Origin of the sequence: Sorangium sp. So ce406 (assembly GCF_051474675.1) — a bacterium.
Classification (GTDB): Bacteria; Myxococcota_A; Polyangia; order Polyangiales; family Polyangiaceae; genus Sorangium; species Sorangium cellulosum_G.
The window spans coordinates 1,433,822-1,457,802 of the sequence record NZ_CP150340.1; the positions used below are offsets into that span (position 1 = coordinate 1,433,822).

General features: G+C 73.1%; 15 protein-coding genes and 1 riboswitch. Of the genes, 10 read left to right on the forward strand and 5 right to left on the reverse strand.

What is annotated here, in order from left to right; all coding sequences use genetic code 11:
- The first annotated feature begins 264 nt into the window (after positions 1-264).
- Positions 265-870: a hypothetical protein gene (locus WME96_RS05250; RefSeq protein WP_437289070.1), complete on the forward strand. Its 606-nt coding sequence runs from the start codon at positions 265-267 to the stop codon at positions 868-870.
- A gap of 144 nt (positions 871-1,014) precedes the next feature.
- On the opposite strand, the gene WME96_RS05255 is transcribed toward WME96_RS05250, so the two are convergent.
- On the reverse strand, positions 1,015-1,833 hold the full coding sequence (locus tag WME96_RS05255) for a haloacid dehalogenase type II (RefSeq protein WP_437289071.1): 819 nt from the start codon (positions 1,831-1,833) through the stop codon (positions 1,015-1,017).
- Between the two features lie 176 nt (positions 1,834-2,009).
- Here WME96_RS05255 and WME96_RS05260 point away from each other — a divergent pair, with 176 nt between their 5' ends.
- Positions 2,010-2,927 (forward strand): LysR family transcriptional regulator, encoded by a 918-nt coding sequence (locus WME96_RS05260; protein WP_437289072.1) that lies wholly within the window; start codon positions 2,010-2,012, stop codon positions 2,925-2,927.
- Between the two features lie 12 nt (positions 2,928-2,939).
- Here WME96_RS05260 and WME96_RS05265 read toward each other — a convergent pair whose 3' ends face one another.
- Together WME96_RS05265 and typA are read right to left on the reverse strand one after the other, a co-directional pair.
- Positions 2,940-3,500 (reverse strand): hypothetical protein, encoded by a 561-nt coding sequence (locus WME96_RS05265; RefSeq protein WP_437289073.1) that lies wholly within the window; start codon positions 3,498-3,500, stop codon positions 2,940-2,942.
- A gap of 71 nt (positions 3,501-3,571) precedes the next feature.
- Complete coding sequence (typA, locus tag WME96_RS05270; RefSeq protein WP_437289074.1) at positions 3,572-5,458, reverse strand: translational GTPase TypA; 1,887 nt, start codon at positions 5,456-5,458, stop codon at positions 3,572-3,574.
- Positions 5,459-5,595: 137 nt separating this feature from the next.
- Positions 5,596-5,802, forward strand: a riboswitch (cobalamin riboswitch).
- Between the two features lie 238 nt (positions 5,803-6,040).
- On the opposite strand from typA, the gene WME96_RS05275 reads away from it, so the two are divergent.
- From WME96_RS05275 to WME96_RS05310, 8 genes are all read left to right on the forward strand, one after another.
- Positions 6,041-8,266: a TonB-dependent receptor gene (locus WME96_RS05275; protein ID WP_437289075.1), complete on the forward strand. Its 2,226-nt coding sequence runs from the start codon at positions 6,041-6,043 to the stop codon at positions 8,264-8,266.
- Positions 8,267-8,321: 55 nt separating this feature from the next.
- Positions 8,322-10,814 (forward strand): ATP-binding protein, encoded by a 2,493-nt coding sequence (locus tag WME96_RS05280; RefSeq protein WP_437289076.1) that lies wholly within the window; start codon positions 8,322-8,324, stop codon positions 10,812-10,814.
- Positions 10,815-11,020: 206 nt separating this feature from the next.
- On the forward strand, positions 11,021-12,769 hold the full coding sequence (locus WME96_RS05285) for a serine/threonine-protein kinase (protein WP_061616903.1): 1,749 nt from the start codon (positions 11,021-11,023) through the stop codon (positions 12,767-12,769).
- Positions 12,770-13,209: 440 nt separating this feature from the next.
- The gene (locus WME96_RS05290; protein WP_437289077.1) at positions 13,210-15,663 is read left to right on the forward strand and encodes a sodium-translocating pyrophosphatase; all 2,454 of its coding nucleotides are present in this window, start codon (positions 13,210-13,212) and stop codon (positions 15,661-15,663) included.
- 133 nt (positions 15,664-15,796) lie between these two features.
- Positions 15,797-16,000, forward strand: coding sequence for a hypothetical protein (locus WME96_RS05295; RefSeq protein WP_061626777.1), 204 nt, complete (start codon positions 15,797-15,799; stop codon positions 15,998-16,000).
- Positions 16,001-16,191: 191 nt separating this feature from the next.
- Positions 16,192-18,612, forward strand: coding sequence for an alkaline phosphatase PhoX (locus WME96_RS05300; protein ID WP_437289078.1), 2,421 nt, complete (start codon positions 16,192-16,194; stop codon positions 18,610-18,612).
- 5 nt (positions 18,613-18,617) lie between these two features.
- The gene (locus tag WME96_RS05305; protein ID WP_437289079.1) at positions 18,618-20,315 is read left to right on the forward strand and encodes a hypothetical protein; all 1,698 of its coding nucleotides are present in this window, start codon (positions 18,618-18,620) and stop codon (positions 20,313-20,315) included.
- Between the two features lie 379 nt (positions 20,316-20,694).
- On the forward strand, positions 20,695-22,080 hold the full coding sequence (locus tag WME96_RS05310) for an MATE family efflux transporter (RefSeq protein WP_437289080.1): 1,386 nt from the start codon (positions 20,695-20,697) through the stop codon (positions 22,078-22,080).
- Between the two features lie 9 nt (positions 22,081-22,089).
- Here WME96_RS05310 and panD read toward each other — a convergent pair whose 3' ends face one another.
- On the reverse strand, positions 22,090-22,551 hold the full coding sequence (gene panD, locus WME96_RS05315) for an aspartate 1-decarboxylase (protein WP_437289081.1): 462 nt from the start codon (positions 22,549-22,551) through the stop codon (positions 22,090-22,092).
- 125 nt (positions 22,552-22,676) lie between these two features.
- Positions 22,677-23,858, reverse strand: a complete 1,182-nt coding sequence (locus tag WME96_RS05320) for a hypothetical protein (RefSeq protein ID WP_437289082.1) — start codon at positions 23,856-23,858, stop codon at positions 22,677-22,679.
- Positions 23,859-23,981: the final 123 nt, after the last annotated feature.

The following is a 23,981-nucleotide window of genomic DNA, read 5'->3' on the forward strand; positions in this document are numbered from 1 at the left end:
GCCATGAACACGCCCCCCCTCGGGCCGATTGTCCCATTCGGCCCGAGGGCTCTTTCGAACGCGAGAGCGCGCGCTGAGCATGCGCCCTCCGCCGTTGCCCGGGGAATCCGCCGAGCTCGCCGCCGGCGGGCGCGACGCGAGGTGCTCCAGCGAGAGGTCGCGCGGATGGGCGAGACCTGCAGGGAGCCGAGCGACCGCGGCGGGCGCGCGCGGGCGCCTGCGGCCAGGGCGCATGATCGGCTGGAGATGCGTTACGATCGCCCCATGACGAGCTCGCCTTCATCACCTGTCCCTGCGAACCGGCGGACCTCACGGCGCGATCGGCGGCGTCCCCTCGGCGAGGCGCTCGCGCGCGCGGCTTCCATCCTCGGCCTGTGCGCGCTGCCCATGTGCGATTCCCTCGACAACATCGACGTGGAGGTCGGCGGCAGGGCGGTCGTCCCGGCGGGGACGATCCTCGACGACGTCCTCGGCGTGCTCGACTTCGATGCTTTTCAGAGCATCGATCTCTCGGCGGAGTTCGAGAACCAGGGTGTCACCAAGGACGACGTGGACTCGGTGCAGATCCTGGCGTTCACGCTGCGCGTCGAGAGCCCGGAGAGCGGGAGCTTCGATTTTCTGCGCTCCGCGTCGTTCTTCGTCGAGACGGAGGGGCAGCCGCGGGTGCTCATCGCGAAGCTCGACGAGGTGCCGCGCGGCGCGCGCGAGCTGTCGATGGATGTGGTCGAGGGCGTGGATCTCAAGCCCTACGTGGTGGCGCCGAGCATGAAGATCACGAGCGAGGCCCGCGTGAGCGGTCGTCCCGACGAGGAGACGACGGTGGTCGCGGACGTGCTGCTCGACGTCGACGTCTCGCTCCCCGGCTGCTAGCCGGACCCAACCGGTCCTCCTGCCGAGCGGCCTGGTCCTCGCGACGGACGGCGCGGTCGCCGCGGATCGCAGCGTGGTCGCGCCGGCGAGCAGGCCGGCGACAGCCCTGATGCATGCTGCCTCTCGCATCAGCCCCGCCACGCTTCAATCAGGGAGGACGGCTGTCACGAGCTCGACCAGATCGGCCAGGCTCGCTCCCGTGGCGTCGGCGGTCACGCCGAGCTCCTCGGCCGGCAGGCCCAGGCGGTTGACCCAGAACGTCGGATAGCCGAACCACCGGGCGCCCGCGGCGTCCCAGCCGGCGAACGGCACGAACAGGATCTCCTCGCGCTCGAGGCCAAACGCGTCGACCGCCATCCGGTACGCGCGGGGATCCGGCTTGTACGTCCTCGCCCGATCGGTGCTGAGCGCGTGCTCGAACAGGCCTCCCAGACCGGCGCTCTCGATGGCAGCGTCGAGCATCCGCGGCGTGAAGTTCGACAGGAACGAGAGCCGGACGCCCGCGTCCTTCAACGATCTCAGCGCCGGCGCCGCGTCCGGCCATGGCCTGAGATCGAGATAGGCCCCGAGGAGCCGCGCCCGCTTTTCCTCGCCGAGGTCGAGCTCCAGCAGCCGCTCGGCGAACACCAGCGCATCCCCGGTCACCTGCCAGAAATCCGCGTACTCCCCCGACGCGACCCGGAGCCACGTGTACTCGAATTGACGGGTGCGCCAGGCCTCGCTCAAGAGAGCGCCCTTGCCCGGGGAGAGCTCCTCCGCGAGCGCGGCGATCGGCCGCGGATCGAGGACCGCAAAGGCGTCGAAGGCGATGGCCCTGATCTTCGAGGGTGACGCCGGCGGCGGCCGCGCCGGCCCGCCCTCCGCGGCGCACGAGGTGGTCATGGCCAGCGGGGCCGAGCCCAGGAGGCCTGTTGCGGTGACCCCGGCGACGAGGTCGAGAAACTCACGGCGACGTGAAAGCATGCGGGCCTCGATCGGGTGATTCGAATTGAACGTTTCGAGAGCGCTGGAGCGCGAGAGCACGCGCTGAGCATGCACGCCCCGCCGTTGCCCGGGGATCCGCCATCGCCGTATACTCGCCATGCATCCTTGCATGACGTGGAGCGCTCTCCGGCAGCAGCGCCCCGCGCGCCGGAGCCATGCTCGACTGGGACGACCTGCGCTACTTCCTCGCCGTCGCGCGGCACGGCAACCTCTCCGCCGCCGCGCGCGCGCTGAAGGTCACGCAGCCGACCGTGGGGCGGCGCATCGACGCGTTCGAGCGGCGCCTCGGGGCAAAGCTCTTTCTACGCTCGCCGTCCGGATTCGCGCTCTCGGCCGCGGGCGAGAGCGTGCTCGGGCACGCCGAGCGCATGGAGCAGGGCGCCCTCGCGGCCGAGCTCGCCGCCGGTGGGCGCGACGCGGGCCTGAGAGGCCACCTGCGCGTCACGGCGTCCGAGTGGCTCGCCGTCCGCGTCCTCGGGCCGCTGCTCGTCCCGTTCCTCGCCCGGCACCCCGCCATCTCCGTCGACCTCGTCGCGGACGCGCGCTGGCTGAGCCTCCCGCGGCGGGAAGCGGACATCGCCCTCCGCCCCGCGGCGTTCGAGCACCACGAGGTGTTCCAGCGCGAGGTCGCGCGGATCGGGTTCGGCCTCTACGCGTCGGAGACCTACCTCGCCGAGCGCGGCTCGCCGGACTTCGACCGGCAGTGCGAGGGCCACGCCCTCGTCACGATGAGCGACGATCCGCCGGCCGTCGCCGACCTGCCGTGGCTCAGCGCCGTCGCCGGGAAGGCCCGCGTCGCCGCCAGGACCAACGGCCGCGAGGCCCAGGCGACGATGGGCGCCGCCGGCGTCGGGCTCGTCTGCCTGCCGCGCTACCTCGGCGACGCGACGCCGGGCCTGCGCCTCCTCGCGCCGCCCTCACCGCCGCCCGAGCGCGCGCTGTGGCTCGGGGTGCACCGGGACGCGCGCGCGGCGCCGCGCGTGAAGGCGCTCGTCGCGTTCGTGGTCGACGCGCTCGCCCCGCTGCGGCGCGCCCTCCGGCCCGAGCCGCGCCCGCGGCCGATCATCAGGTGACGAGCGTCCGGGCTACGGGGCGCCGTCGAGCTGACACGCCCGGTGGTCCTGGAAGGGCTCCGAGCAGACGTCCTTGAACGACGTCTCGCACCTGGACGCGCTGGAGCCGAGGCACTCGAAGAGCGGATCGAGCCAGCGCGCGATCTGCTCGCAGGACGTCATCGACGAGATCTGGATGCCGGCGCTCATGCAGTCGAAGTACGGCGCCGTCAGCGCGTTGCACGGGCGCGGCGCGGTGAGCAGCTCCGCGCAGGCGTCGCGGCAGCCGTTCGACGGGCACGCGCGGTCGAACAGCGCGCAGAAGGCGCCGCACGAGGCCATCTGCGCCTCGACCGGATCCGCGCCGCCGGCGCTCGACGATCGCGGGCCCGCGCCCGCCGTGGTCGTCAGCGGGCCCGCGCCCGCGCTCGACGGGGCGGCCGGGCCCGACGCGGCGCCCGCCGTCGCGCCGGCGCCCCCGGACCCCTCGTCGCCCCCGGGGGACCCGTCGACGACGACGTTCCCGCCGCACGCGCCCGCCCCCGCGAGCGCGACGAGCGAAGCCAGGCCCGCCGAGAGCAGCGTCGTTCTCATGCCGCGAGTCTACACCGGCCCGGGCAGCGCCGGGGCGCGCGCCGCGTCGACCACGCCGCGCGCGCCGCCGATCACTCCACGGCCTGCGACTGCTCGATCGCGTCCTCGCGGCGCTCGCGGCGGTTGCACGCGAGCACCTTCTTGCGGACGCGCACCGCGTCGGGCGTGACCTCGACCAGCTCGTCGCCGTCGATCCACTCCATCGCCGTCTCGATCGTGAGCAGCCGCGGGCTCGCCAGGAGGACGTTCTCGTCCTTGCCGTGGTTGCGCACGTTGGACAGCTTCTTCTCCTTGATCACGTTGACGTCGGTGTCGTTCGGCCGGTTGTGCTCGCCGATGATCATCCCCTCGTAGACCTCGACGCCGGGGACGATGAAGAACATCCCGCGCGGCTGCAGGTGGTGCAGCGCGTACGGGGTCGCCACGCCGGCGCGATCGGCGACGATGGCCCCGGTCGGGCGGCGCATCATCGGGCCTCCCCAGGGCGCCCAGCCGTCGAACATCGTGTTGAGCAGGCCGGTGCCGCGCGTCGCGGTCAGGAACTCGCCGCGGAAGCCGATGAGCCCGCGCGACGGGACCCGGAACTCGAGGCGGGCGCGCCCGAAGCCGGGGTTCGTCATCTTCACCATCCGGCCGCGCCGACCGCTGAGGCGCTCGGTCACGATGCCGACGTAGGTGTCGGGCACGTCGACCACCACGAGCTCGATCGGCTCCATCACCTCGCCGTTGATCTCGCGCGTCACCACCTCGGGGTTCGAGAGCTGCATCTCGTACCCCTCGCGCCGCATCGTCTCGACCAGGATCGCGAGCTGGAGCTCGCCGCGGCCGAGCACCACGAACGTGTCCGGCACCTCGGTCGGCTCCACCCGGATCGCGAGGTTCTTCATCGCCTCGCGCTCGAGCCGCTCCTTCAGGTGGCGGCTCGTCAGGTACTTCGACTGCTTGCTCTTGCCGGCGAACGTCGACGTGTTCACGCCGATCTTCATCTTGATCGTCGGCTCCTCGACCACGATCCGCGGCAGCGCCTCGGGCTGCCCCAGATCCGCGATCGTGTCGCCGATCGTGACCGAATCGAGCCCCGCGATCGCGATCACCTCGCCCACGACGGCGCTCTCGACCGGGACGCGCTTCAGCCCCTCGTAGGCGTAGAGCATCTTCACGTAGCCGCGCGACTGCCCGTCCTCGCCGAGCAGCGCGACGTCGGCGCCGGACCGGGCCGTGCCGCGGACCACGCGGCCGACCGCGAGCCGGCCCACGTAGTCGTCGTGCGTCGTGTTGCAGACGATGACCTGCAGAGGCCCGTCGGGGTCGCCCGACGGGCCGGGGACGCGCTCGAGGATGGTCTCGAAGAGCGGCTGTAGGTCCGTCGCCTCGTCCTCGAGCTCGCGCTTCGCCTGGCCGAGCTTCGCCACGGCGTAGAGCGTCGCGAAGTCCTGCTGCGGGTCGCTCGCCTCGAGGTCGCAGAAGAGGTCGAACACCTCGGAGAGCACCTCGTGGGCGCGCGCGTCGCTGCGGTCGATCTTGTTGATGACGACGATGACCGGGAAGCCGCGCTGGAGGCACTTCGAGAGCACGAACCGCGTCTGCGGCAGCGGGCCCTCGGCGGCGTCGACGAGGAGCAGCGCCCCGTCGGCCATCATCAGCGTGCGCTCGACCTCGCCGCCGAAGTCGGAGTGGCCGGGCGTGTCGACGATGTTGATCTTGACCCCGCGGTACCGGATGCTGGTGTTCTTCGCGAGGATGGTGATGCCGCGCTCCCGCTCGAGGTCGTTCGAGTCCATGACCCGCTCGGCCACGACCTCGTTCTCTCGGAAGGCGCCCGACTGGCGGAGCATGTGATCGACGAGGGTCGTCTTCCCGTGGTCGACGTGGGCGACGATGGCGATGTTGCGGAGATCGTTACGCGGCATATACAGCGGCGGCCGTGTAGCACGCGACCCACGGAGGAGCGAGCCCATCCTCGCCAGAGCCCGAACGTCCGGCCCGCGCGGCAGACGTCGCGCCCAGGGGGCGCGAAGCGCGGTGAGCAACGCGCGCGAGGCGCGGTGAGCGAGCGGGGTGAGCGGGAGCGTTGACAGCCGAAGCCGCGCCGCAATAGGGTGCGCGCCGCGTTGGTGCCTGGGCCCTTGCCCAGGCTGAATAGGGAACCCGGTGAGATTCCGGGGCTGCCCCGCAGCGGTAAGCGAGAACGACCTCCACGACGAGCACTGGCCCGAGAGGGCTGGGAAGCGGTGGACAGTAGGAAGTCGGCCAGGCCGAGACGCTCGCAAGCCCGAAGACCTGCCATCGCCCGGCGACGGGGAGACATCTGGCGCCGGTTTGACCTGGGAGCCTCGAGGGAGGCGGAGAGGTCCGAGCCGCCGCAGCCGTCCGCGCGCGCCCCGGAGTCCGACCCGCCCCCCGCGCGACCTCCCGTTCGCCCGCGGGGGCGAGAGGTCGGCCCGGCGCGGTGTGCGACGGACAGGCCTCTCTTCTCCTCGCGGTGCTCGGCGCGAGCGGCCCGGAGCCGCCCTGCGCGACGCCACCGAAGGAGGACGCGCATGCCGCGCACGACGATCACGAAGCGGAACGGACGCTGCTTTTCACGACACCTGCTCGCCGCGCTATCCACCTCGCTCGCCGCCGCGCCGCTCGCGCGCGCCGAGGGCGAGGTCCCCGAGGCGACCGCGGTCGTCGAGGCGGCCGCGGGCGCCGAGGCGGCCGCGGGCGCGTCCTCCGACGGCGGCGCGGGGGCGCCCGCGGACGGCGGCGGGGCGATCGAGGTCACCGTCCACGCGGAGAAGCCGGGGAGCGAGGCCGCCTCGCGCGTCTCGGTCGGGCACCGCGAGCTCGAGCTCAGGCCGAGGCTCCGTGCGGGCGACATCGTCGAGGCGGTCCCGGGGCTCTTCGCCGTGCAGCACGCCGGCGGCGGCAAGGCGAACCAGTACTTCCTTCGCGGGTTCGACGCGGACCACGGGACGGACGTCGCCTTCTTCGTCGACGGCGTCCCCGTCAACATGGTCAGCCACGGCCACGGGCACGGGTTCACCGACCTCTACTTCGTGATCCCGGAGCTCGTGACGGGGCTCGACGGCACCAAGGGGCCTTATACAGCGAGCATCGGCGATTTCGGCACCGCGGGCGCCGTCAACCTCCGCTTCGCCGAGAAGCTCGACGAGAGCCACGCGCAGGTCAGCGTGGGGCAGTACGGGATCCGGCGCGGCCTCGTGATCGCCTCGCCGGATCTCGGCGACACATGGCGCGCCGTGGCGGCGGCGGAGGTCTACCGGAACGACGGTCCGTTCCTCAGCCCCGAGCGGCTCGAGCGCTTCAACGTGTACCTGAGGGCGACGCACGATCTCAGCCCGACCGGGAAGATCCAGATGACCTGGATGTCCTACGGGTCGACCTGGTACGGCTCCGGTCAGGTCCCCGCGCGGGCCGTGTGCGGCGAGGGCGAGCAGGGCCACCCGGGCCCGACGCCGCCCGCGTCCGACCCGCCGTGCATCGATCACTTCGGCTCCGTCGACCCGACCGAGGGCGGCGCGACCGAGCGGCACATGGCCTCCCTCGCGTACACGACGGCGTGGCGGGACGCCGACCTGAGCGCGATGGCGTACCTCGTCCGCTACCGCTTCACGCTGTACTCGAACTTCACGTTCTTCACCGAGGACCCCGTCCACGGCGACCAGATCGAGCAGAACGACGACCGCGTCGTCGGCGGCGCCGATCTCCGGCTGCGCCGGAGCCTCGAGTACCGCGGGGCGAAGCTCACGACGTCGCTCGGCGCGCACATCCGCGCCGACGCGATCGACAAGTCGCTCCACCACGACGAGGCGCGCGAGCGGATCGAGGAGCGGGGCAGGGCCCACATCGACGAGGGCCAGATCGGCGTCTACGTCGAGGAGGACGCCCGGATCCGGCGCTGGCTCCGCTTCGTGGCGGGGCTGCGGGGGCAGTGGATCGACGTCAACGTGGACGACCGGCGCGAGGATCTCGGCGCGACCGGGAGCCGGTCGAGCGGCTTCCGGGGGCAGATGCAGCTCTTCCCGAAGCTCACGGCGATCGTCTCCCCGGTCGACGGCCTCGATCTGTTCGCGCACTACGGGCGGGGCTTCCACTCGAACGACGCCCAGGGCGTGGTGCTGGGCGAGGGCGGGGCGACGCTCATCACCCCCGCGACGGGCTACGAGCTCGGCGCGAGGGCCACGCCGCTGCGCGGCCTGACGCTGAGCGCGGCGGGGTTCCTCCTCGATCTCGACTCCGAGCTGGTCTGGAGCGGGGACGCCGGTGTCACCGAGCCGTCGGCGCAGACGCGGCGCTACGGCCTCGAGATCGGCGCGCGCTACCGGCTCGGGAGCTGGCTCTTCGCCGACGTCGACGCGACCTTCACGCGCGCGCGGTTCCGCGCGAACGCGGGCAACGGGAGCGCGGTGGCCCTCGCGCCGACGCGGACGCTGACCGCCGGTGTCGGCGTCCGCCCGACGTTCGGCGCGTTCACGCCGTTCGCCGCGCTCCGGGTCAAGTCGATCGGCGCGCGGCCCGCGACCGAGGACGAGTCGCTGACGGCCGAGGGGTTCACGGTGATCGACGCCAACGCGGGGCTGCGGTGGAGGGACGTCGAGGTGGCCGTGGACGTCCAGAACCTCCTCGACGCGACGTGGCGCGAGGTCCAGTTCGCGAGCGAGTCGCGCCTGCCGCACGAGCCGGCCGCGGTCACCGGGATCCACTACTCGCCGGGGTGGCCGTTCACGGCGATCGGGCGGGCGACGCTGTACTGGCGGTGAGCGGCGCGGCGCCCGTTGCGAAGGCGCGGGCCCTGGGCTTCCATGCCGCCCGCCCGTGTCCTCGCCCCCGCTCTCCCTGCTCCGCACGCCCCGCGCCCGCGCGGAGCTCGTCGCGAACGGCTGGGAGCTGTTCTCCGCGCTCCTGTTCCTCTCGGCCGTCGTCCCCGCGGCCCTCACGACGCCGTGGCCGGCCATCCTCCTGCTCGCCTCGATGGCCCTCTCGGCCGCCCTCTCGGGCGCGCTCGTCCGGCGCGGCGACCGCGGCTTCGCCATCGCGGCGGCGATCCGGACCCTCTCCTGGCCGCTCGCCGTCCTGCCGCTCGCCGGCCGGGGCGCCCCCGCCGCGCCCCCCTCCTCGTGGCCCAGCCCGCTCGGGATCGGCCAGGCGACCCCGCCCGCGTGGCTCGGCCTTATCGTCACCGCGGTCGCCTTCGGCGTCATGGCCGGCGGCATGCGCCGCGCCATCTACCGCGCCGTGCTCCGCGCCGACGCGGCCGACAGCGGCGCCTCCGAGGCCGCCTCCGCGCGCGCCCTCGCCGCGGCGCTCCGCCCGCGGCTCGCGGAGTCGGCCACGGCCGCCGGCATCGTCGGCGGGCACGTGATGCTGCTCTTCGCCGTCGCGTTCCTCCGCACCCAGAGCCAGGTCGTGTTCCAGGCGTGGTTCGAGGTCGTCCCGCTCCTCGCGCTCTCCGGCACCCTCGGCTTCACCCTCGCCGTGCGCCCCGCCACGCGCGCGATCGTCGCCGCCCTCGAGGCCGGCCCGTCCGGCGACCGCGCGCTGCTCGCCCGCGGCCTCGCCCGCGCCGAGCGGCTCCCCGACGTGCTCGCGTACCTCAACTTCGCGCTGTGGCTCGCGTGCACCGCGATCGGCATCGCCTACGTGCGCCCCGGCGCCGCCTTCACCCTCGCCGACGGGCTCATGCAGCTCGGCTTCGGCGCGCTCTTCGGCTTCGGCGTCTCGTTCTACCAGCGCGCGTGGCACAAGGACTCGGTCGCGCGGGCCGTCGACCTCTTGCGCGCGTGGACGGGCGCGCAGGAGGGCGACGGCGCGCGGCGCGGCGCGGCGCCCATGCCCCTGCGGCGGCGCATGCTCCGCGACTTCGGGCTGCCGCTCCTGTTCACGGGGCTCCTCTCGCTCTTCTCGTCGATCGGCCTCTACCGCGCGCTCGCGACCGGCTCCTCCTTCAACGAGGACTTCAACGCCGTCACCGCGCTCTTCGCCTCGTTCTCCCTCCTCGTGCTCGCCGCCCTCGGCGTCGTCGCGCGGGCGGCGCGCGAGCTCTCCCGGCCCATGGCGCAGCTCGCCCGCGCCGCCGACGAGGTCGCCCGCGGCGAGCTCGACGCGGTCGTGCCGGAGCTGTCCGGGCCGCGGGAGGTCGTCGGCCTCGGCGAGAGCGTCGAGCGCATGCGCCAGGCGCTGTCCCGCACCATCGCCGAGCTCGAGCGCGAGCGCGCCGGCCTCGAGGAGAACGTCGCCGCGCGCACCGCCGAGCTCACGCGCGCGCTCACCGAGCTCCGCCGGGCGCAGGCCGCGCTCATCCAGGGCGAGCGGCTCGCCTCGATCGGCGAGCTCGTCGCCGGCGTCGCGCACGAGATCTACAACCCCCTGAACGCCATCGCCGGCGCCGCCCAGCCGATCGAGGAGCGCGCCGCCGAGCTGCGCGCCGTGCTCGACGCCTACCGGGCGGCCGAGCCCGAGCTCCCGGACGACCGCCGCCGCGCGCTCGCGGCGCTCCGCGAGCGGCTCCAGGCCGAGGCGGCGCTCGACGACCTCGTCGGCATCTCGACCCTCGTCCACCGGGCGGTCGAGCGCAGCGTCCGCATCGTCACGAACCTGAAGAGCTTCTCGCGCATCTCGGGCGAGGCGCTGCCCGTCGACCTGCACGCCGGGCTCGAGGAGACGCTGCTGCTGCTCGGCCCGCGGCTCCGCCAGGCGCGCATCGAGGTGATCCGGCGTTACGGCGAGCTGCCGCCCGTCACCTGCCGGAGCGGCGAGATCAACCAGGTGTTCATGAACCTCCTCGTGAACGCCATCCAGGCGCTGGAGGACGCGAGCGCCGCCGCGCCCTCATCGCCGGGCGCCGCCCGACCGGACGCCGCGCCGTCCACCCCCGCCGACCTGGCGAGCGCCGCCTCGACCGGCGGGGGAGCCGGCGCGGGCGGGGCGGCCCCGCGCGCGCCCGGCGCGCCGGCGATCTGCGTCGAGACCTGGATCGACGAGGACATGGCGGCGGTCGCCATCGTCGACAGCGGCCCCGGCGTGCCGCCCGACCTCGCGCAGCGCATCTTCGATCCGTTCTTCACCACGAAGCCGCGAGGGCAGGGGACGGGCCTCGGGCTCTCGATCTCGACCGACATCGTCCGTCGGCACGGAGGCACCCTCACCCTCGCGCCCGCGCCGGCGGAGGGCGGCCGCGGCGGAGATCCGCGCCGCGGCGCGCTGGCCGGGGCGCGCTTCGTCTGTCGCTTGCCCCTCGATCCTCGCCCGGTCAGCGCCCGCCCGCAAGCGGACGCGCCCCCGGCCGCGCGGCCCTCCGCGGACGCTTGAAGGCGCGCGCAAGCGGCGCCGATCTCCCACCCCGCCCCCACGCGGAGCGCGCGCGAGATTCATCTCCACCCGGGCCGCGGGCCCGTAGACCGGCTGTTTCAAACCGGATACCTTCAGCGAGCGATCCGACTCACCGCACAGCGCAATAAGGCCCCTTAGACAGGCGAAACGCACTTCGGGGAGCGCTGAGGAGAAACGAAGGCACCATGGAGCGCGCGATTCAGCGACCGGCAGGTCCCAAGGCTTCGAGCACCGATCCGTTGATCGGGAAGGTCGTGGCCGGCCGGTACCGGCTCGAGGCACGGCTTGGCGAAGGCGGCATGGGCGTCGTTTACCGCGCCCGTCACGTGCTGATCGACCGGGTCGTCGCCCTGAAGCTCATCCGGCCCGATCTCCGCGGAGAGACCCATCTCCGCGCGTGGATGCTGCGCGAGGCGCGCGCCGCAAACCGCGTTGATCACGCCCACATCATCGATATCCACGACATCGGCGAGACCGAGGAGGGCGAGCTCTACCTCGTCATGGAGTACCTCGTCGGCACGCCGCTGTCGGCGGAGCTCGCGCGAGGCCCGATGCCGATCGCGCGATCGGTGGACATCCTCGAGCAGATGTGCGCCGCGCTCGCGCGCGCCCACGACCTCGGCGTCGTGCACCGCGATCTGAAGAGCGACAACATCCTGCTCACCCACCGCGGCGGCCGGAAGGACTTCGTCAAGATCCTCGACTTCGGCCTCGCCGCCATCGCGCGCGACCCGCGCCTCGCCCCGAAGGGCGCGGTCTTCGGGACGCCCGAGTACATGTCGCCCGAGCAGGCCCGCGGCGAGGAGGCGACCGCGCAGTCCGACCTCTACGCGCTCGGCGTGCTCTTCTTCGAGATGCTCACCGGGCAGCTCCCCTTCCGCGCGAACGACCGCGACACGCTCCTCGAGATGCAGCGCACCCACGCGCCGCCGCGCCCCCGCTCGATCCGCCCGGACGCGCACGCGCAGGGCGAGGCGATCGTGCTGCGCCTGCTCGAGAAGGACATCCGCAAGCGCTACCGCGACGCCCACCACCTCCAGGAGGAGCTGAAGGCGCTCCAGCGCGGGCTGCCAGCCCACGCGTGGGAGGTCGAGGGGGGCGACGGCGTGCCGGTGCCGCCGCCGCCGCCGCCGCCGCAGAGCGCGGGCGTCATCGAGTGGGCGAGCCGCGCGGCCCTCTTCTCGCGCATGGTCTCCCGCGCCTACCCGTCCGGGCAGGTGCCGCAGGAGGTCCAGAACGGCCTCGCGCAGGCCTGGGATCTCGCCGCGCGCGCCAACAAGCTCGAGGGCGAGGTCGCGAGCCTCACCCGCAAGCTCGAGGCGCTCGAGCGCCGCGGCCGCGCGCTGCGCGCCGAGATCGGCCGCAAGGTCGAGGAGCTCGCGCACGAGGAGTCGCGCGTGATGCGCGAGGCGATGGCCGACGGCGAGGACGTCGAGAAGGTCCGCGTGGAGCTCGCCGCCGCCGAGAAGCTCGCGCTCTCCGCGCGCCAGCTCGCCGACGCGGCCGCCCGTCAGGGCAACCACGACCCGCTCGTCTACGAGCGCGCGGGCGCGGCCGGCGCCACCGCGCAGGCGAAGCGCGAGCAGCTCGGGCGCTACGAGCACAAGAAGAACGCGCGCGAGGCGAACGCGCGCGACCTCCGCCGCCAGATCGACGAGCTCCGCGCCCAGCTCGCCCGCTACGCCGAGGCCCTCGAGGAGGACCTCGCGCAGGGGCGCGAGCGCGTCGCCGCGCGCACGCGCGAGGGGCTCGCGTACGAGAAGTCGTTCAGCGAGGCGTCGAACCTGCTCTTGAGCCACCTCCGGAACAAACCGGAGTGTCGGGATCTCGTGGCGGAGCTCCTCACCTCGCACGCGAGCCCCAACGCCGACTCGGGCTCCGATCAGCGGCTGTCGGGCTCGGACCGGCGGCAGAACGCGACCGAGCGCAACTGAACGCGACCAGCGCAACGGAACACGACAATTCGTGAAGGAGCGCGGTAATGCGCGCTCCTCTCCGCTGCCTCACGCCACGACACGATCCTACGTAATCTCCCTAAGTGATCTCCTGACGCCGCGGCGACGACAGGAACTCTCGTCGTGCGCGCGCGTCGCACCCTCTCGACGGCGTCTGCCACGCATGGTACCAAGCGCGCGCCTCGGCGGTCCTGGTCGAGGTGGGGGGGGCGCTCGGTAGATCCGAGCACTCCGACACACCACCGGCCGCCGAGGGGCGAGGCTGTGCTGAAGCGTCGGCGTTAGAGCAAGAATCCATCCGGCGGCACGCCGGTTCTCCTTCCCCTTTACGCAGGCGGCCAACCCCTCGGAACCACGAAGCAGCGGGCGGCGATGGCGCCTCCCTCTGCCTCGGCATTTGCGATGGAGGCACACCGTCCATGAACGTCATCCGGTCTCAAAAGGCCTGGCTTGCACCGCTGCTGGCCGGGCTCGCTGCGCTCGCCCTGCTGCTCAGCGGCGGGCTCGCCAGCGCCAGTGAATCTGATCTGGTCCTCCCCGACCTAAGCTCCCAGTCGTTCGGCGGCATCGACGGCCGCACGCTCCTCCTGGGCGGCATCGGCGTCTGCGCCCTCGGGTTCGTGTTCGGGATCGTCATCTTCTCGCAGCTCAACAAGCTCCCGGTCCACCGCGCGATGCGGGAGATCTCGGAGCTCATCTACGAGACCTGCAAGACGTACCTCGTCACGCAGTTCAAGTTCATCCTGGTGCTCGAGGTCCTGATCGGCGCGGTCATGGTCCTCTACTTCGGCGTGCTGCGGCACATGGAGGCCACGAAGGTCGTGGTCATCCTGCTGAGCAGCCTGGTCGGCATCGCCGGCAGCTGCGGCGTCGCCTGGTTCGGCATGCGCATCAACACGTTCGCGAACTCGCGCGCCGCGTTCGCGAGCCTCAAGGGCAAGCCGTTCCCGACCTACGCCATCCCGCTCAAGGCGGGCATGAGCATCGGCGCGGTCCTCATCAGCACCGAGCTCATGCTCATGCTGATGATCCTGCTCTTCATCCCGGCCGACTACGCCGGCCCGTCCTTCATCGGCTTCGCCATCGGCGAGTCGCTCGGCGCCTCCGCGCTCCGCATCGCGGGCGGCATCTTCACGAAGATCGCCGACATCGGCTCCGATCTCATGAAGATCGTCTTCAACATCAAGGAAGACGACGCGCGCAACCCGGGCGTCATCGCCGACTGCACCGGCGACAACGCCGGCGACTCGGTCGGCCCGAGCGCCGACGGCTTCGAGACCTACGGCGTGACCGGCGTCGCGCTCATCTCGTTCATCCTCCTCGCCGTCCCCGACCAGGCCACCCAGGTCCAGCTCCTCGTCTGGATCTTCGTGATGCGCATCGTGATGGTCCTCGCGAGCATCGGCTCGTACCTGCTCAACGAGACGATCGCGAAGGCGTCCTACGGGAACGCCGACAAGATGAACTTCGAGGCTCCCCTGACGCGCCTCGTCTGGCTGACCTCGATCGTGTCGGTCGCGCTCACCTACGCCGTCTCGGCGTTCATGATCCCGAACCTCGGGGGCGACCCGTCGCTCTGGTGGAAGCTCTCCTCGATCATCACCTGCGGCACCCTGGCGGGCGCGATCATCCCGGAGATGATCAAGATCTTCACCTCGACCGAGTCGCGCCACGTCCGCGAGGTCGTGACCGCGTCGCGCGAGGGCGGCGCCTCGCTGAACGTGCTGTCGGGCCTGACGGCCGGCAACTTCAGCGCGTACTGGATGGGCATCGTCCTCGTCGTGCTGATGGGCACCTCGTACCTCATCGCGGCCCAGGGCCTCGATCAGCTGATGATGGCGGAGAGCGTCTTCGCCTTCGGCCTCGTGGCGTTCGGCTTCCTCGGCATGGGCCCGGTGACCATCGCGGTCGACTCGTACGGCCCGGTGACCGACAACGCGCAGTCGGTCTACGAGCTCTCGCTCATCGAGAGCGTCCCCAACGTCGAGGCCGAGCTGAAGAAGGACTTCGGCTTCACGCCGAACTTCGACAAGGCCAAGCACTACCTCGAGGAGAACGACGGCGCGGGCAACACGTTCAAGGCGACGGCGAAGCCGGTGCTCATCGGGACGGCGGTCGTCGGCGCGACGACGCTCATCTTCTCGATCATCGTCGTGCTCACGAGGGGCCTGACGGCGAACGTGGACCGGCTCTCGCTGCTCCACCCGCCGTTCCTGCTCGGCCTCGTGACGGGCGGCGCGGTCATCTACTGGTTCACCGGCGCGTCGACCCAGGCGGTCTCCACGGGCGCTTACCGCGCGGTCGAGTTCATCAAGGCGAACATCCGCCTCGAAGGCGTGGAGAAGGCCTCGATCACGGACAGCAAGAAGGTCGTCGAGATCTGCACGCAGTACGCGCAGCGGGGGATGTTCAACATCTTCCTCGGCGTCTTCTTCTCGACGCTCGCCTTCGCCTGCCTCGAGCCGTTCTTTTTCATCGGCTACCTCATCAGCATCGCGCTCTTCGGGCTCTACCAGGCGATCTTCATGGCGAACGCCGGCGGCGCCTGGGACAACGCGAAGAAGCTCGTCGAGGTGGAGCTGAAGGAGAAGGGCACGCCGCTCCACGCGGCGACGGTCGTCGGCGACACCGTGGGCGACCCCTTCAAGGACACGTCGTCCGTCGCGATGAACCCCATCATCAAGTTCACGACCCTGTTCGGCCTCCTCGCGGTCGAGCTGGCGATCGAGATCGACCGCACGACGAGCCTCGTGCTCGCGGCCATCTTCTTCGTGCTCTCGATGGTGTTCGTGTACCGCTCCTTCTACTCGATGCGCATCAAGTCGGGCGAGAAGGAGACCCCCGCCGCGGCGGGCGCTCGCGTCACGGCCTGATCCGGCCGTCCCTTCCCGCCTCGTCCCGCCTCTCCCCCCTCACGCGTTGACGTCCCCCCGCCGCCGTCCGGTCCCTCGGCGGCGCGCGGGGGAGGGCCTTGCACCCAGCGCGCTCGCACTATAGTGACCCCTCATGCGAGCGCTCTGCCCCTCCTGCGGCCTCCATCACGAGGTAGTCCGGGTCCTCGACGACGGACACGGTGAGCAGCGCAAGGACGTCTACCAGGTCGCGCCGCTCCAGGGCTGCGAGCGCACCTGGATCTCCGACAAGGAGCTGCTCGAGGCGCGCGCGCGCTTCGATCAGGACGTCGTCGTGCCCGACGACGACGACGAGTAGCGCGGCGCCCGGCGCCGGTGCGTTCTCCCCCTCTCGCTCCGTGAGCTCGTCGTCCGGCCGGGCGCGCGTGCGCGCCTCGCGCGCTCGTGGCGCGCGCGACGTCTGACAAGAAGTCGTCGCGCTCGTCGCACCCGGGCGACATCATCGCCGGGCATCGTCTGCGGCCATTACCCGGCGGAGACGATGAGATGATGAAGAAGCAGTCCCTCAGGTCGGCGTTCCTTCTGGTGCTCGCGGGCGGCCTCGCCGCCCTCGGGAGCGGCTGTGGCGAGGAGGGGGCGCAGGGCGCGCCTGGCCAGGACGGCGTCCGAGGCCAGGACGGCGCGGACGGCGTCCAGGGCGAGGACGGGGCGCCGGGTAAGGACGGGGCGCCCGGTAAGGACGGGGCGCCCGGTAAGGACGGGGCGCCCGGCAAGGACGGGGCGCCCGGCAAGGACGGCGCGCCGGGCCAGGACGGCGCCGACGGCGCGCCGGGCCAGGACGGGCAGCCCGGTCCGAAGGGCGATCCCGGCGAGGACGCGCCGCCGCGGACCAGCGCCGCGAGCCTCGCGGACTACGTGAAGGAGCGCGTGGAGCTGTTCGCCGCCGGCGCATTGCCCGCGGGCGAGCAGTTCCCGCTCCACGCGGCCGCGACCGACACCATCCGGGCGCTCGCCGGCGTGCGCTCCGACGTGCTGGTGAGCTGGCTCGATCCGCTGACGTTCAGCACCGCGCCGGACGCGCCCCGATTCGGCGCCAACAACGATTACATCGCCTTCTTCGGCCAGGGGTGGGACGCCACGGCGGGCAACGCACCGCAGTGGAACGGCTCGGGCACCGCGGGCTGGCTCTGGGTGAACCACGAGTACGTCTCGGGAAAGAGCCCCACGGTCAGCTCCGCGCCGACCGGGCAGCACCTCCTGCTCGCCCGGCACCTGCGGGAGCTCGGGGTCCTCACGAACGACGTCGCGTCGAGCGTCTGGTCGCAGGAGGACGTCGACACGTACATCCGGTGGGAGAAGAAGCAGGTCGGCGGCTCGTGGCTCCGCGCCGTGCAGGACCCGTCGACCGGCGCGTGGTCCGTCGATCGGAGCGCGGCCGCGGTCCGCTACGACGCCACGAGCGCCACGCGGACCCGGGTCGCGGGGCAGGCCCTGCTCGGCCCGGGCAAGGACGACGCGACCGGCGAGGCGCTCCCCGGCGGGGTCGTCGCCGGCATCATGGGCGACTGCGCCGGCGGGCTGACGCCGTGGGGCACGGTGATCTCGGCCGAGGAGAACGTGCAGGACTACTTCGGCGACCTCGAGGCGAGCTGGTCGGGCGACCAGAAGTTCCTCACCGGCAGGGGCTTCGACCCGGGCGCCAACGTGAGCCCGGTCGTCGAGGCGAGCGCGACGGCGGAGTTCGGGCGCATCGCCGACCAGAACGGCCGGCAGCTCCGCGACCACTACGGGTACCTCGCCGAGATCGACCCCGGGCAGCCCGCGGGCGAGTTCGAGGGCGCGACGGAGCCCGGCGTGGGCCACATGAAGTTCGGCTTCATGGGCCGCGCCCGCTGGGAGGCCGCGACGTTCGCTGTCGACGGCGACTGGAAGCTCCTGCCGGACCAGCCGATCGTCATCTACGGCTCCGACGACCGCCGCGGCGGTCGCATCTACAAGTACGTGACCGCCGGCAAGTACACGGCCGGGATGGCGCGGGCCGAGATCCGCGCGCTGCTCGAGGCCGGCAAGCTCTACGCGGCGCACTTCGAGGGCCTCGACAACGCGACCGGCGACACCCTGCTCGCGACCGGCGCGGCCCCGACCGAGGCGGCCCCCGGCGTCGGCCGCTGGATCGAGCTCTCCGTGAGCAGCGCGGCGGTCGCGCCGAACGCGGCCGCGCTCGGGGCGGCGGCGACCACGGTCGGCGAGGCGCTGCGCGACGTGAGCTGGAACGGGATCGGCGGCTTCGCGACGGACGATGACGTCCGGCGCGCGCTGTTCACGGCGAGCAACAAGGTCGGGATCATGGAGCTGAACCGGCCCGAGGACATCGAGTGGAACCCGCGCGATCCGAGCGGCGCGCCGCGGATCTACGTCACGTTCACGAACCACACGCGGCCGACGGCGCTCGACCAGCGCGGCGTCCTCTTCGCGCCGGAGGTCCACGCGACGGCATCCCCGAAGCGCGCGGACGAGGTGGGCTCGATCTTCGCGATGGAGGAGGAGGATCCCGCGGCGCCCGGCGCGTCGGCGACGTTCCGGTTCTTCGAGGTGTGGCACGGGTCGAAGGGGCAGGGCGACTTCGACGCGGCCTGCCCGGACAACCTGCTCCTCGATCGCGAGGGCGGCGTGTGGTTCGGGACGGACGGCAACTTCGGGACGAACCCGCACGCGGACGCGTTCTACTACCTCGATCTCGACCCCGCGCACCGGGAGGGCGCGCCGGGCGTCGTCGCGCCGAGCTTCGGGAAGGCGTTCCGCGTCGTGGCGATGCCGAGCGACGCGGAGGCGACCGGCCCGCAGTTCACCCCGGACATGGGCACGATCTTCATGTCCGTGCAGCACCCCGGCGAGGACGCCTACAGCGCCTGGCCCGGGGGCAATGACGCGCTGTCGAGCGTGATCGCGGTCAGCTTCCTGCCCGAGTGAGCCCCGTGCGACGCAAGCGTCCGATGCGCCCCGCGCGCCCCCTCCGTGAGCGCCGCGAGGGCCTGCTGTCCGCGTCGCTGGTCCTGGCCGCGGCGTCGGCCGTCCTCGCCGCGGGATCGAGCTGCGGCGGGGACGCGTACGACCCGCTCGCGACCGCGGCCGCGCGCGCCGGGCGCCCGGGCAACCTCGAGGCGTCGATCCCGCCGATGTGTTACGCGAGCACGGCGGGCGGCGCGAACGGCTGCTGGACGTGTCACACGACCGGGTTCGGCCCGAACACGCTCGCGGATCACGACCTCCAGCGCGCGTACAGCTTCTCCGACGCGGCGCGGACGAACCCCTGGACCCACCTGCTCGAGGACCTCGCGGCGGCCGCCGCGCGGACGAGCGACGCCGAGATCCTCGAGTACATCCGGGAGGACAACTACGCGCCGCTGCGCGAGGCGCTGCGGGCGCCGTCGGAGCGCCGTGATTACCCGGGTTACGTGCCGGATCTCGACCTCGCGGCCGGCCTCGACGACGAGGGCTTCGCGGCCGACGGGAGCGGATTCCGGGCGGTGCGGTACAAGCCGTTCCCGGGGAGCTTCTGGCCCACGAACGGCAGCTCGGGCGACGTGTTCATCCGGCTGCCGGCCGCGTTCCGCGAGGACGCGTCCGGCGCCCCGTCGCGCGATGTCTACAAGCTGAACCTCGCGCTGATCGAGGCGGCGATCGCGTCGCCGTCGCCGCTGCCCGGGGCCAGCGAGGTGGGGCCCGCGGGCGCCCCGGAAGGGCGGGAGGTCGAGCCGGTGAGCGAGGTCGTCGCCGGGGTCGATCTCGACGGCGACGGCGCGATCGAGGCCGCGGTGACGCGGATCCGGCGCCTGCCGGCGCGCTACGCGGGCGGCGCGGCCGCGGTCCCGGTGCGCGCGTGGATCTACCCGCGGGGGACGGAGCTCCTGCACTCGGTGCGCTACCTCGACCCCGACCGGCCGTCGCTGCTCGCGGCGCGGATGAAGGAGCTGCGCTACGCGCGCAAGGTCGACGAGCCGGACGACTGGGCGATCGCGCGCGCGTACGAGCGCGAGGCCGAGGAGAAGGAGGAGGGGTTCCCGCCGCGCTACGCGGGCGCGCCCGAGGTCGGCCTGCGCAACGCGTTCGGCTGGCAGATCCAGGGGTTCATCGAGGACGAGCGGGGCCGGTTGCGGCTGCAGACAGCGGAGGAGCACCGCGCGTGCATGGGGTGTCACAGCGCGGTCGGCGTCACGGTGGACCACACCTTCTCGCTGGCGCGCAAGGTGCCCGGCGCGGCCGGCTGGCGGCACCAGGATCTGCGCGGCATGCCCGACGTGCCGCAGGCCGGCCACGCGGAGCCGGAGGTGCTGACGTACCTTCGCCGCGCCGGCGGGGCTGACGACTACCGCGGGAATGCGGAGATGCTCGCGCGCTTCTTCCCCGGCGGCGCGCTCGACGAGGCCGAGGTGCGCCGCGGCGCGCCCGGCGGCGATCGCGACCTGGCGTACCTCGTGGCGCCGTCGCGCGAGCGGGCGCTCCTGCTCGACAAGGCCTACCGCGCCCTGGTCCGGGCGCAGCGCTTCGAGGCGGGGCGCGACGTCATGCTGGGGCCCGCGACGGGCATCCTGCGCGTCGTGGAGGGCGAGTCGACGGGCCTCGGCGAGGCGCAGAGGGTGTATCTGGACGGGAGGGTTCACCTCGCCTGGTGAGGGTTGGGGCGCCGGCGCGAAGAGGGCGGAGCGACGCGCGGCGAGAAGAAGAAAAAACGCAAAGGCGCAAAGGCGCAAAGACGCAAAAAAGAGAGAGAGGAATGATCGAGCGCTGCCGGGCGCAGGGCGTCGTCCCGAAGCACCTAGATGTGCTGTCTGTCCAAGACGAGGCCCGGAGCTGAGAGAGGCCCTATCTCTCTCCCTTGCGCCTTTGCGCCTTTGCGCCTTTGCGTTTTCTTCTCCTTCTCTTCTCGAGTCAGCTCGTTTGCTTGTTGATAAATCATCGTAATCGTTGACCTTTTAGGTCTTTGCCCCACCTCCGGCGAGCGCTCCCACCCCGGCGCGCTATGGTGGCGCCCCTTCTCCAGCCGGTGAACCGTTGAACCTTGCTCCCGCCCCTCTCGCCGCCGACAGCGCGCGGTCCGAGCTGCGGGCCCTCGCGCGCCTCGCGCTGCCGATCGCGGTCGCGCAGGCGGGGCTCGTCGCGATGTCGCTCGTCGACGTCGCGATCGTGGGGCGCGTCTCGGTCAACGAGCTCGCCGCCTGCGCCATGGGCAGGACGATCGTCCACACCTGCAACGCGCTCGGGATCGGCATCTCCGCCGCGGTCGATCCGCTCGCGTCGCAGGCGATCGGCGCCGGGCGACCCGGGCAGGCGTGGGCGGCGCTGCGCGCGACCCTGCGCGCCAGCGTGCTCGTCAGCGTCGTCGCGTTCGCTGCGGCGCTCGCGGCGACCTTCGCGCTCGCGCCCATCGGGGTCGACCCCGCGCTGGTCCCCGGCGTGCGCCGGTACATCCTCGGCCACGCGCTGTGGATCTTCCTCTGGCCCGTCTTCCTCGCCAGCAAGAGCTTCCTCCAGGCGCACGGCGCCACGCGGCCCGCGCTCATCGCCGTGATCGTGGCGAACGCCGTCAACCTCGTCGCCTGCAACCTCATGGTCCGCGGCGACGAGGTCCTGCGCTGGGTCGGCCTCCCGCCGCTCGGCCTGCCGCAGCTCGGCGCGCTCGGCGCGGGGCTCGCCGCGAGCCTGGCCAGCGCGGTGCTCTCGTCGATCGTGCTCTGGTCCGCGCGGCGCCGGCGCGGCGCCTCCCAGGACGACGCGGGCGCGGTGCCGGTCGCGGCGGTCTACCGGCTCGGCGTCCCGATCGGGCTGCAGCTCCTCGCCGAGGTCGGCGTGTTTGGCATGACGGCGCTGCTCGCGGGGCGGCTCGGCGCCACCGTCGTCTCGGCGCACCAGGTCGCGATCGGGCTCGCGGCCTTCGCGTTCATGGGCGCGATCGGCGTCGGAGGCGCCACCGCCGTCCGCGTCGGGCACGCCGTCGGCGCGGGCCGGTCGCCGCTGCGCCCCGGCCTGCTGGGCGTCCTGCTCGGCGCCGGCATCATGTGCGTGAGCGCCTCGACGTACGCCGCGTTCCCCCGCACCCTGATCGGCGCGTTCACCCCCGACGCGGAGGTCCTCGCCATCGGCGTCCCGCTGCTCCGCATCGCCGCGCTCTTCCAGATCTTCGACGGCATCCAGGCGGTCGCCGCCGGCGCGCTGCGCGGCGCGGGCGACGTGCGGTTCCCGTTCTGGGCCAACCTCGGCGCCCACTGGGCCTTCGGCCTGCCGCTCTCGATCGGGCTCGCCTTCGGGCTCGACCTCGGCGTCCGCGGCCTCTGGTTCGGGCTGACCGCGGGGCTCATGGCCGTCGCGGCGGTGCTCACGGCGCGCTTCCTCCGGCTGGCCCGCGCGCCGGTGGCGCGGGCGCTGCCGCGCTCCGGGTGAGGCGCGCGATCAGTTCGACGCGCGCGGCGCCGGCGCGGGCGCCTCGGGCGCGGCGCCGGCGCGGGGCGAGCCCTCGAGCGGCCTCCCCGGCGCGAGCGGCCCCGGCGTCTCGGGCGGCTGCTCGGCGAGCGGCCGGTTCTGCCCGTCGACGCGGAGCACGCGCGGCGCGTGCCGCCGCGCCTCGACGTCGTCCATGTCCGCGAACGTCGCGATGATCACGAGGTCGCCGGGCTGGTTCAGGTGCGCCGCGGCGCCGTTGATGCAGACCACGCCGGAGCCGCGCGCCCCCTCGAGCGCGTAGGTCGTCAGCCGGGAGCCGCGCGTCACGTTCCAGATGTCGACCGCCTCGTAGGGCAGGATGTCGGCGGCCTCCAGGAGGTCGGCGTCGATGGTGACGCTGCCCTCGTAGTGCAGATCCGCGTGGGTCACGGTCGCGCGGTGGATCTTGCTCTTGAACATCCGTCGGTTCATGCGTGCTGCCCTCTGCCCCCCGCTCCGGCCGGCGCCGCGCGCCCTCGGGCGAGCGCCGGTGGGACGCCCGGCGCGCGCCTCGCTCGCCGCAGGAAGAACAGCTTTCCTCTTAGTCCAAGTGGCGGTCAGTCAAGGAACAATCGCTGCCGGAGGAGCCGGCCTCCCGCCAGGTGGACGGCGCGCTCGTCGGGCAGCGCTCCTTCGTCGTCCGCGTCCTCCGGCAGCGAGCCCGGCTGGCCGATCACGAAGACGACCTCCCACGCGCCCGCCGCGACGTCCTTGAAGAGCGCCTCGCGCGTCCCCGAGACGATCGCGCCGCCGCGCTCGTCCAGATCGATCGCCACGGGCCACGGGCGCGCGCTCCCGCCCTGCACAAGGAACGCCTTCACGTCGACCGGCGCGTGCACGCGGCCGCCGGGCGCCAGGGCGATCGTGAGCCGGGCGCCTCGGCCGACGTGGGCGACGTGGGCGACGTCGGCCGAGGCGCCCGGCTCGCGATCGCCCTGCAGCGGGACGTCGCCGAGCGTCGTCGCGATCGCGTACTGGGGGAGCGGCGCTGCGCCCGGCGCGAACGGCGCCGGCCGCAGCGCGAGCAGCGATACGAGCGCCGCCGCCGCGGCCCAGCCGACCGCGCCCGCGACCGACCGCGACCGCGACCGCCGCGCGGTCCGCCGCTCGACGCGCAGCTCGGGGCACAGCGGGCGCTCGCGCGGCGCCAGCACGACGGCGCGCGGCGCCAGGACGACGGCATCCGCTCCGTCCAGCGCGCACGCGGCGGCCGGTCCCGGCGCCGCGCTCGAACATGCGCCGCGCGGCGGCTCCAGCGCGCCGGGCGGATCCGACGCGCCGGGCGGCTCCGATTCGCCGCCGATCGAGCGGCACACCGGCGCGTCCGAGTTGAGCGGCGAGCTCGTGCCGCTGAGCGAGTCGGCGTCGGCGCCGAGCTGCGGCGGCTCGACGGCGTCGTCCGGCTCCTCCGCCTCGCTGTCCCACTCGTGGGGGCCCCGGATGCGGATCCCCGATTTCCGGTCGACGATCGGGCTCGACAGCGGCGCGGGCGCGTCGCCGCGCGGCTCCCGGAGCTGTGCGACGAGCTGGTCGGCGAGCCGGGCGCGCGTCTCGTCGTCGAGGGGCACCCGGGCCTCGCGCTCCGCCCCTTCCTCGCCCGCGCGCGCCGCGGCGCCGCCCTCGGCGCCCTGCTCGCCCCCCGGGAGCGCGTCGTCGGCGAGCTTGCGCCTGCGCGGATCCTTCCCCGGATCCTGCTGCGCGATGCGCGTCAGGGCGCGCAACAGCTCATCGTCGTCCATCAGCGGCTCTCCGTGTCGGGCCGCGCTGCGCCGCGCCCGAGCTGCCGGCATCGGGGCAGCGGAGAAGGTGAGACCCAAGGAGCCAGGAGGGGGAGGAGTCGCTCACCGCGCTCCAGGGCGGGG

Bases quoted from the DNA above. Each gene is read 5' to 3' on its own strand.
- WME96_RS05250 (WP_437289070.1), top strand. From the start codon at position 265: ATGACGAGCTCGCCTTCATCACCTGTCCCTGCGAACCGGCGGACCTCA.
- WME96_RS05255 (WP_437289071.1), bottom strand. From the start codon at position 1,833: ATGCTTTCACGTCGCCGTGAGTTTCTCGACCTCGTCGCCGGGGTCACC.
- WME96_RS05260 (WP_437289072.1), top strand. From the start codon at position 2,010: ATGCTCGACTGGGACGACCTGCGCTACTTCCTCGCCGTCGCGCGGCAC.
- WME96_RS05265 (WP_437289073.1), bottom strand. From the start codon at position 3,500: ATGAGAACGACGCTGCTCTCGGCGGGCCTGGCTTCGCTCGTCGCGCTC.
- typA (WP_437289074.1), bottom strand. From the start codon at position 5,458: ATGGGCTCGCTCCTCCGTGGGTCGCGTGCTACACGGCCGCCGCTGTAT.
- WME96_RS05275 (WP_437289075.1), top strand. From the start codon at position 6,041: ATGCCGCGCACGACGATCACGAAGCGGAACGGACGCTGCTTTTCACGA.
- WME96_RS05285 (WP_061616903.1), top strand. From the start codon at position 11,021: ATGGAGCGCGCGATTCAGCGACCGGCAGGTCCCAAGGCTTCGAGCACC.
- WME96_RS05290 (WP_437289077.1), top strand. From the start codon at position 13,210: ATGAACGTCATCCGGTCTCAAAAGGCCTGGCTTGCACCGCTGCTGGCC.
- WME96_RS05295 (WP_061626777.1), top strand. From the start codon at position 15,797: ATGCGAGCGCTCTGCCCCTCCTGCGGCCTCCATCACGAGGTAGTCCGG.
- WME96_RS05300 (WP_437289078.1), top strand. From the start codon at position 16,192: ATGAAGAAGCAGTCCCTCAGGTCGGCGTTCCTTCTGGTGCTCGCGGGC.
- panD (WP_437289081.1), bottom strand. From the start codon at position 22,551: ATGAACCGACGGATGTTCAAGAGCAAGATCCACCGCGCGACCGTGACC.
- WME96_RS05320 (WP_437289082.1), bottom strand. From the start codon at position 23,858: ATGGACGACGATGAGCTGTTGCGCGCCCTGACGCGCATCGCGCAGCAG.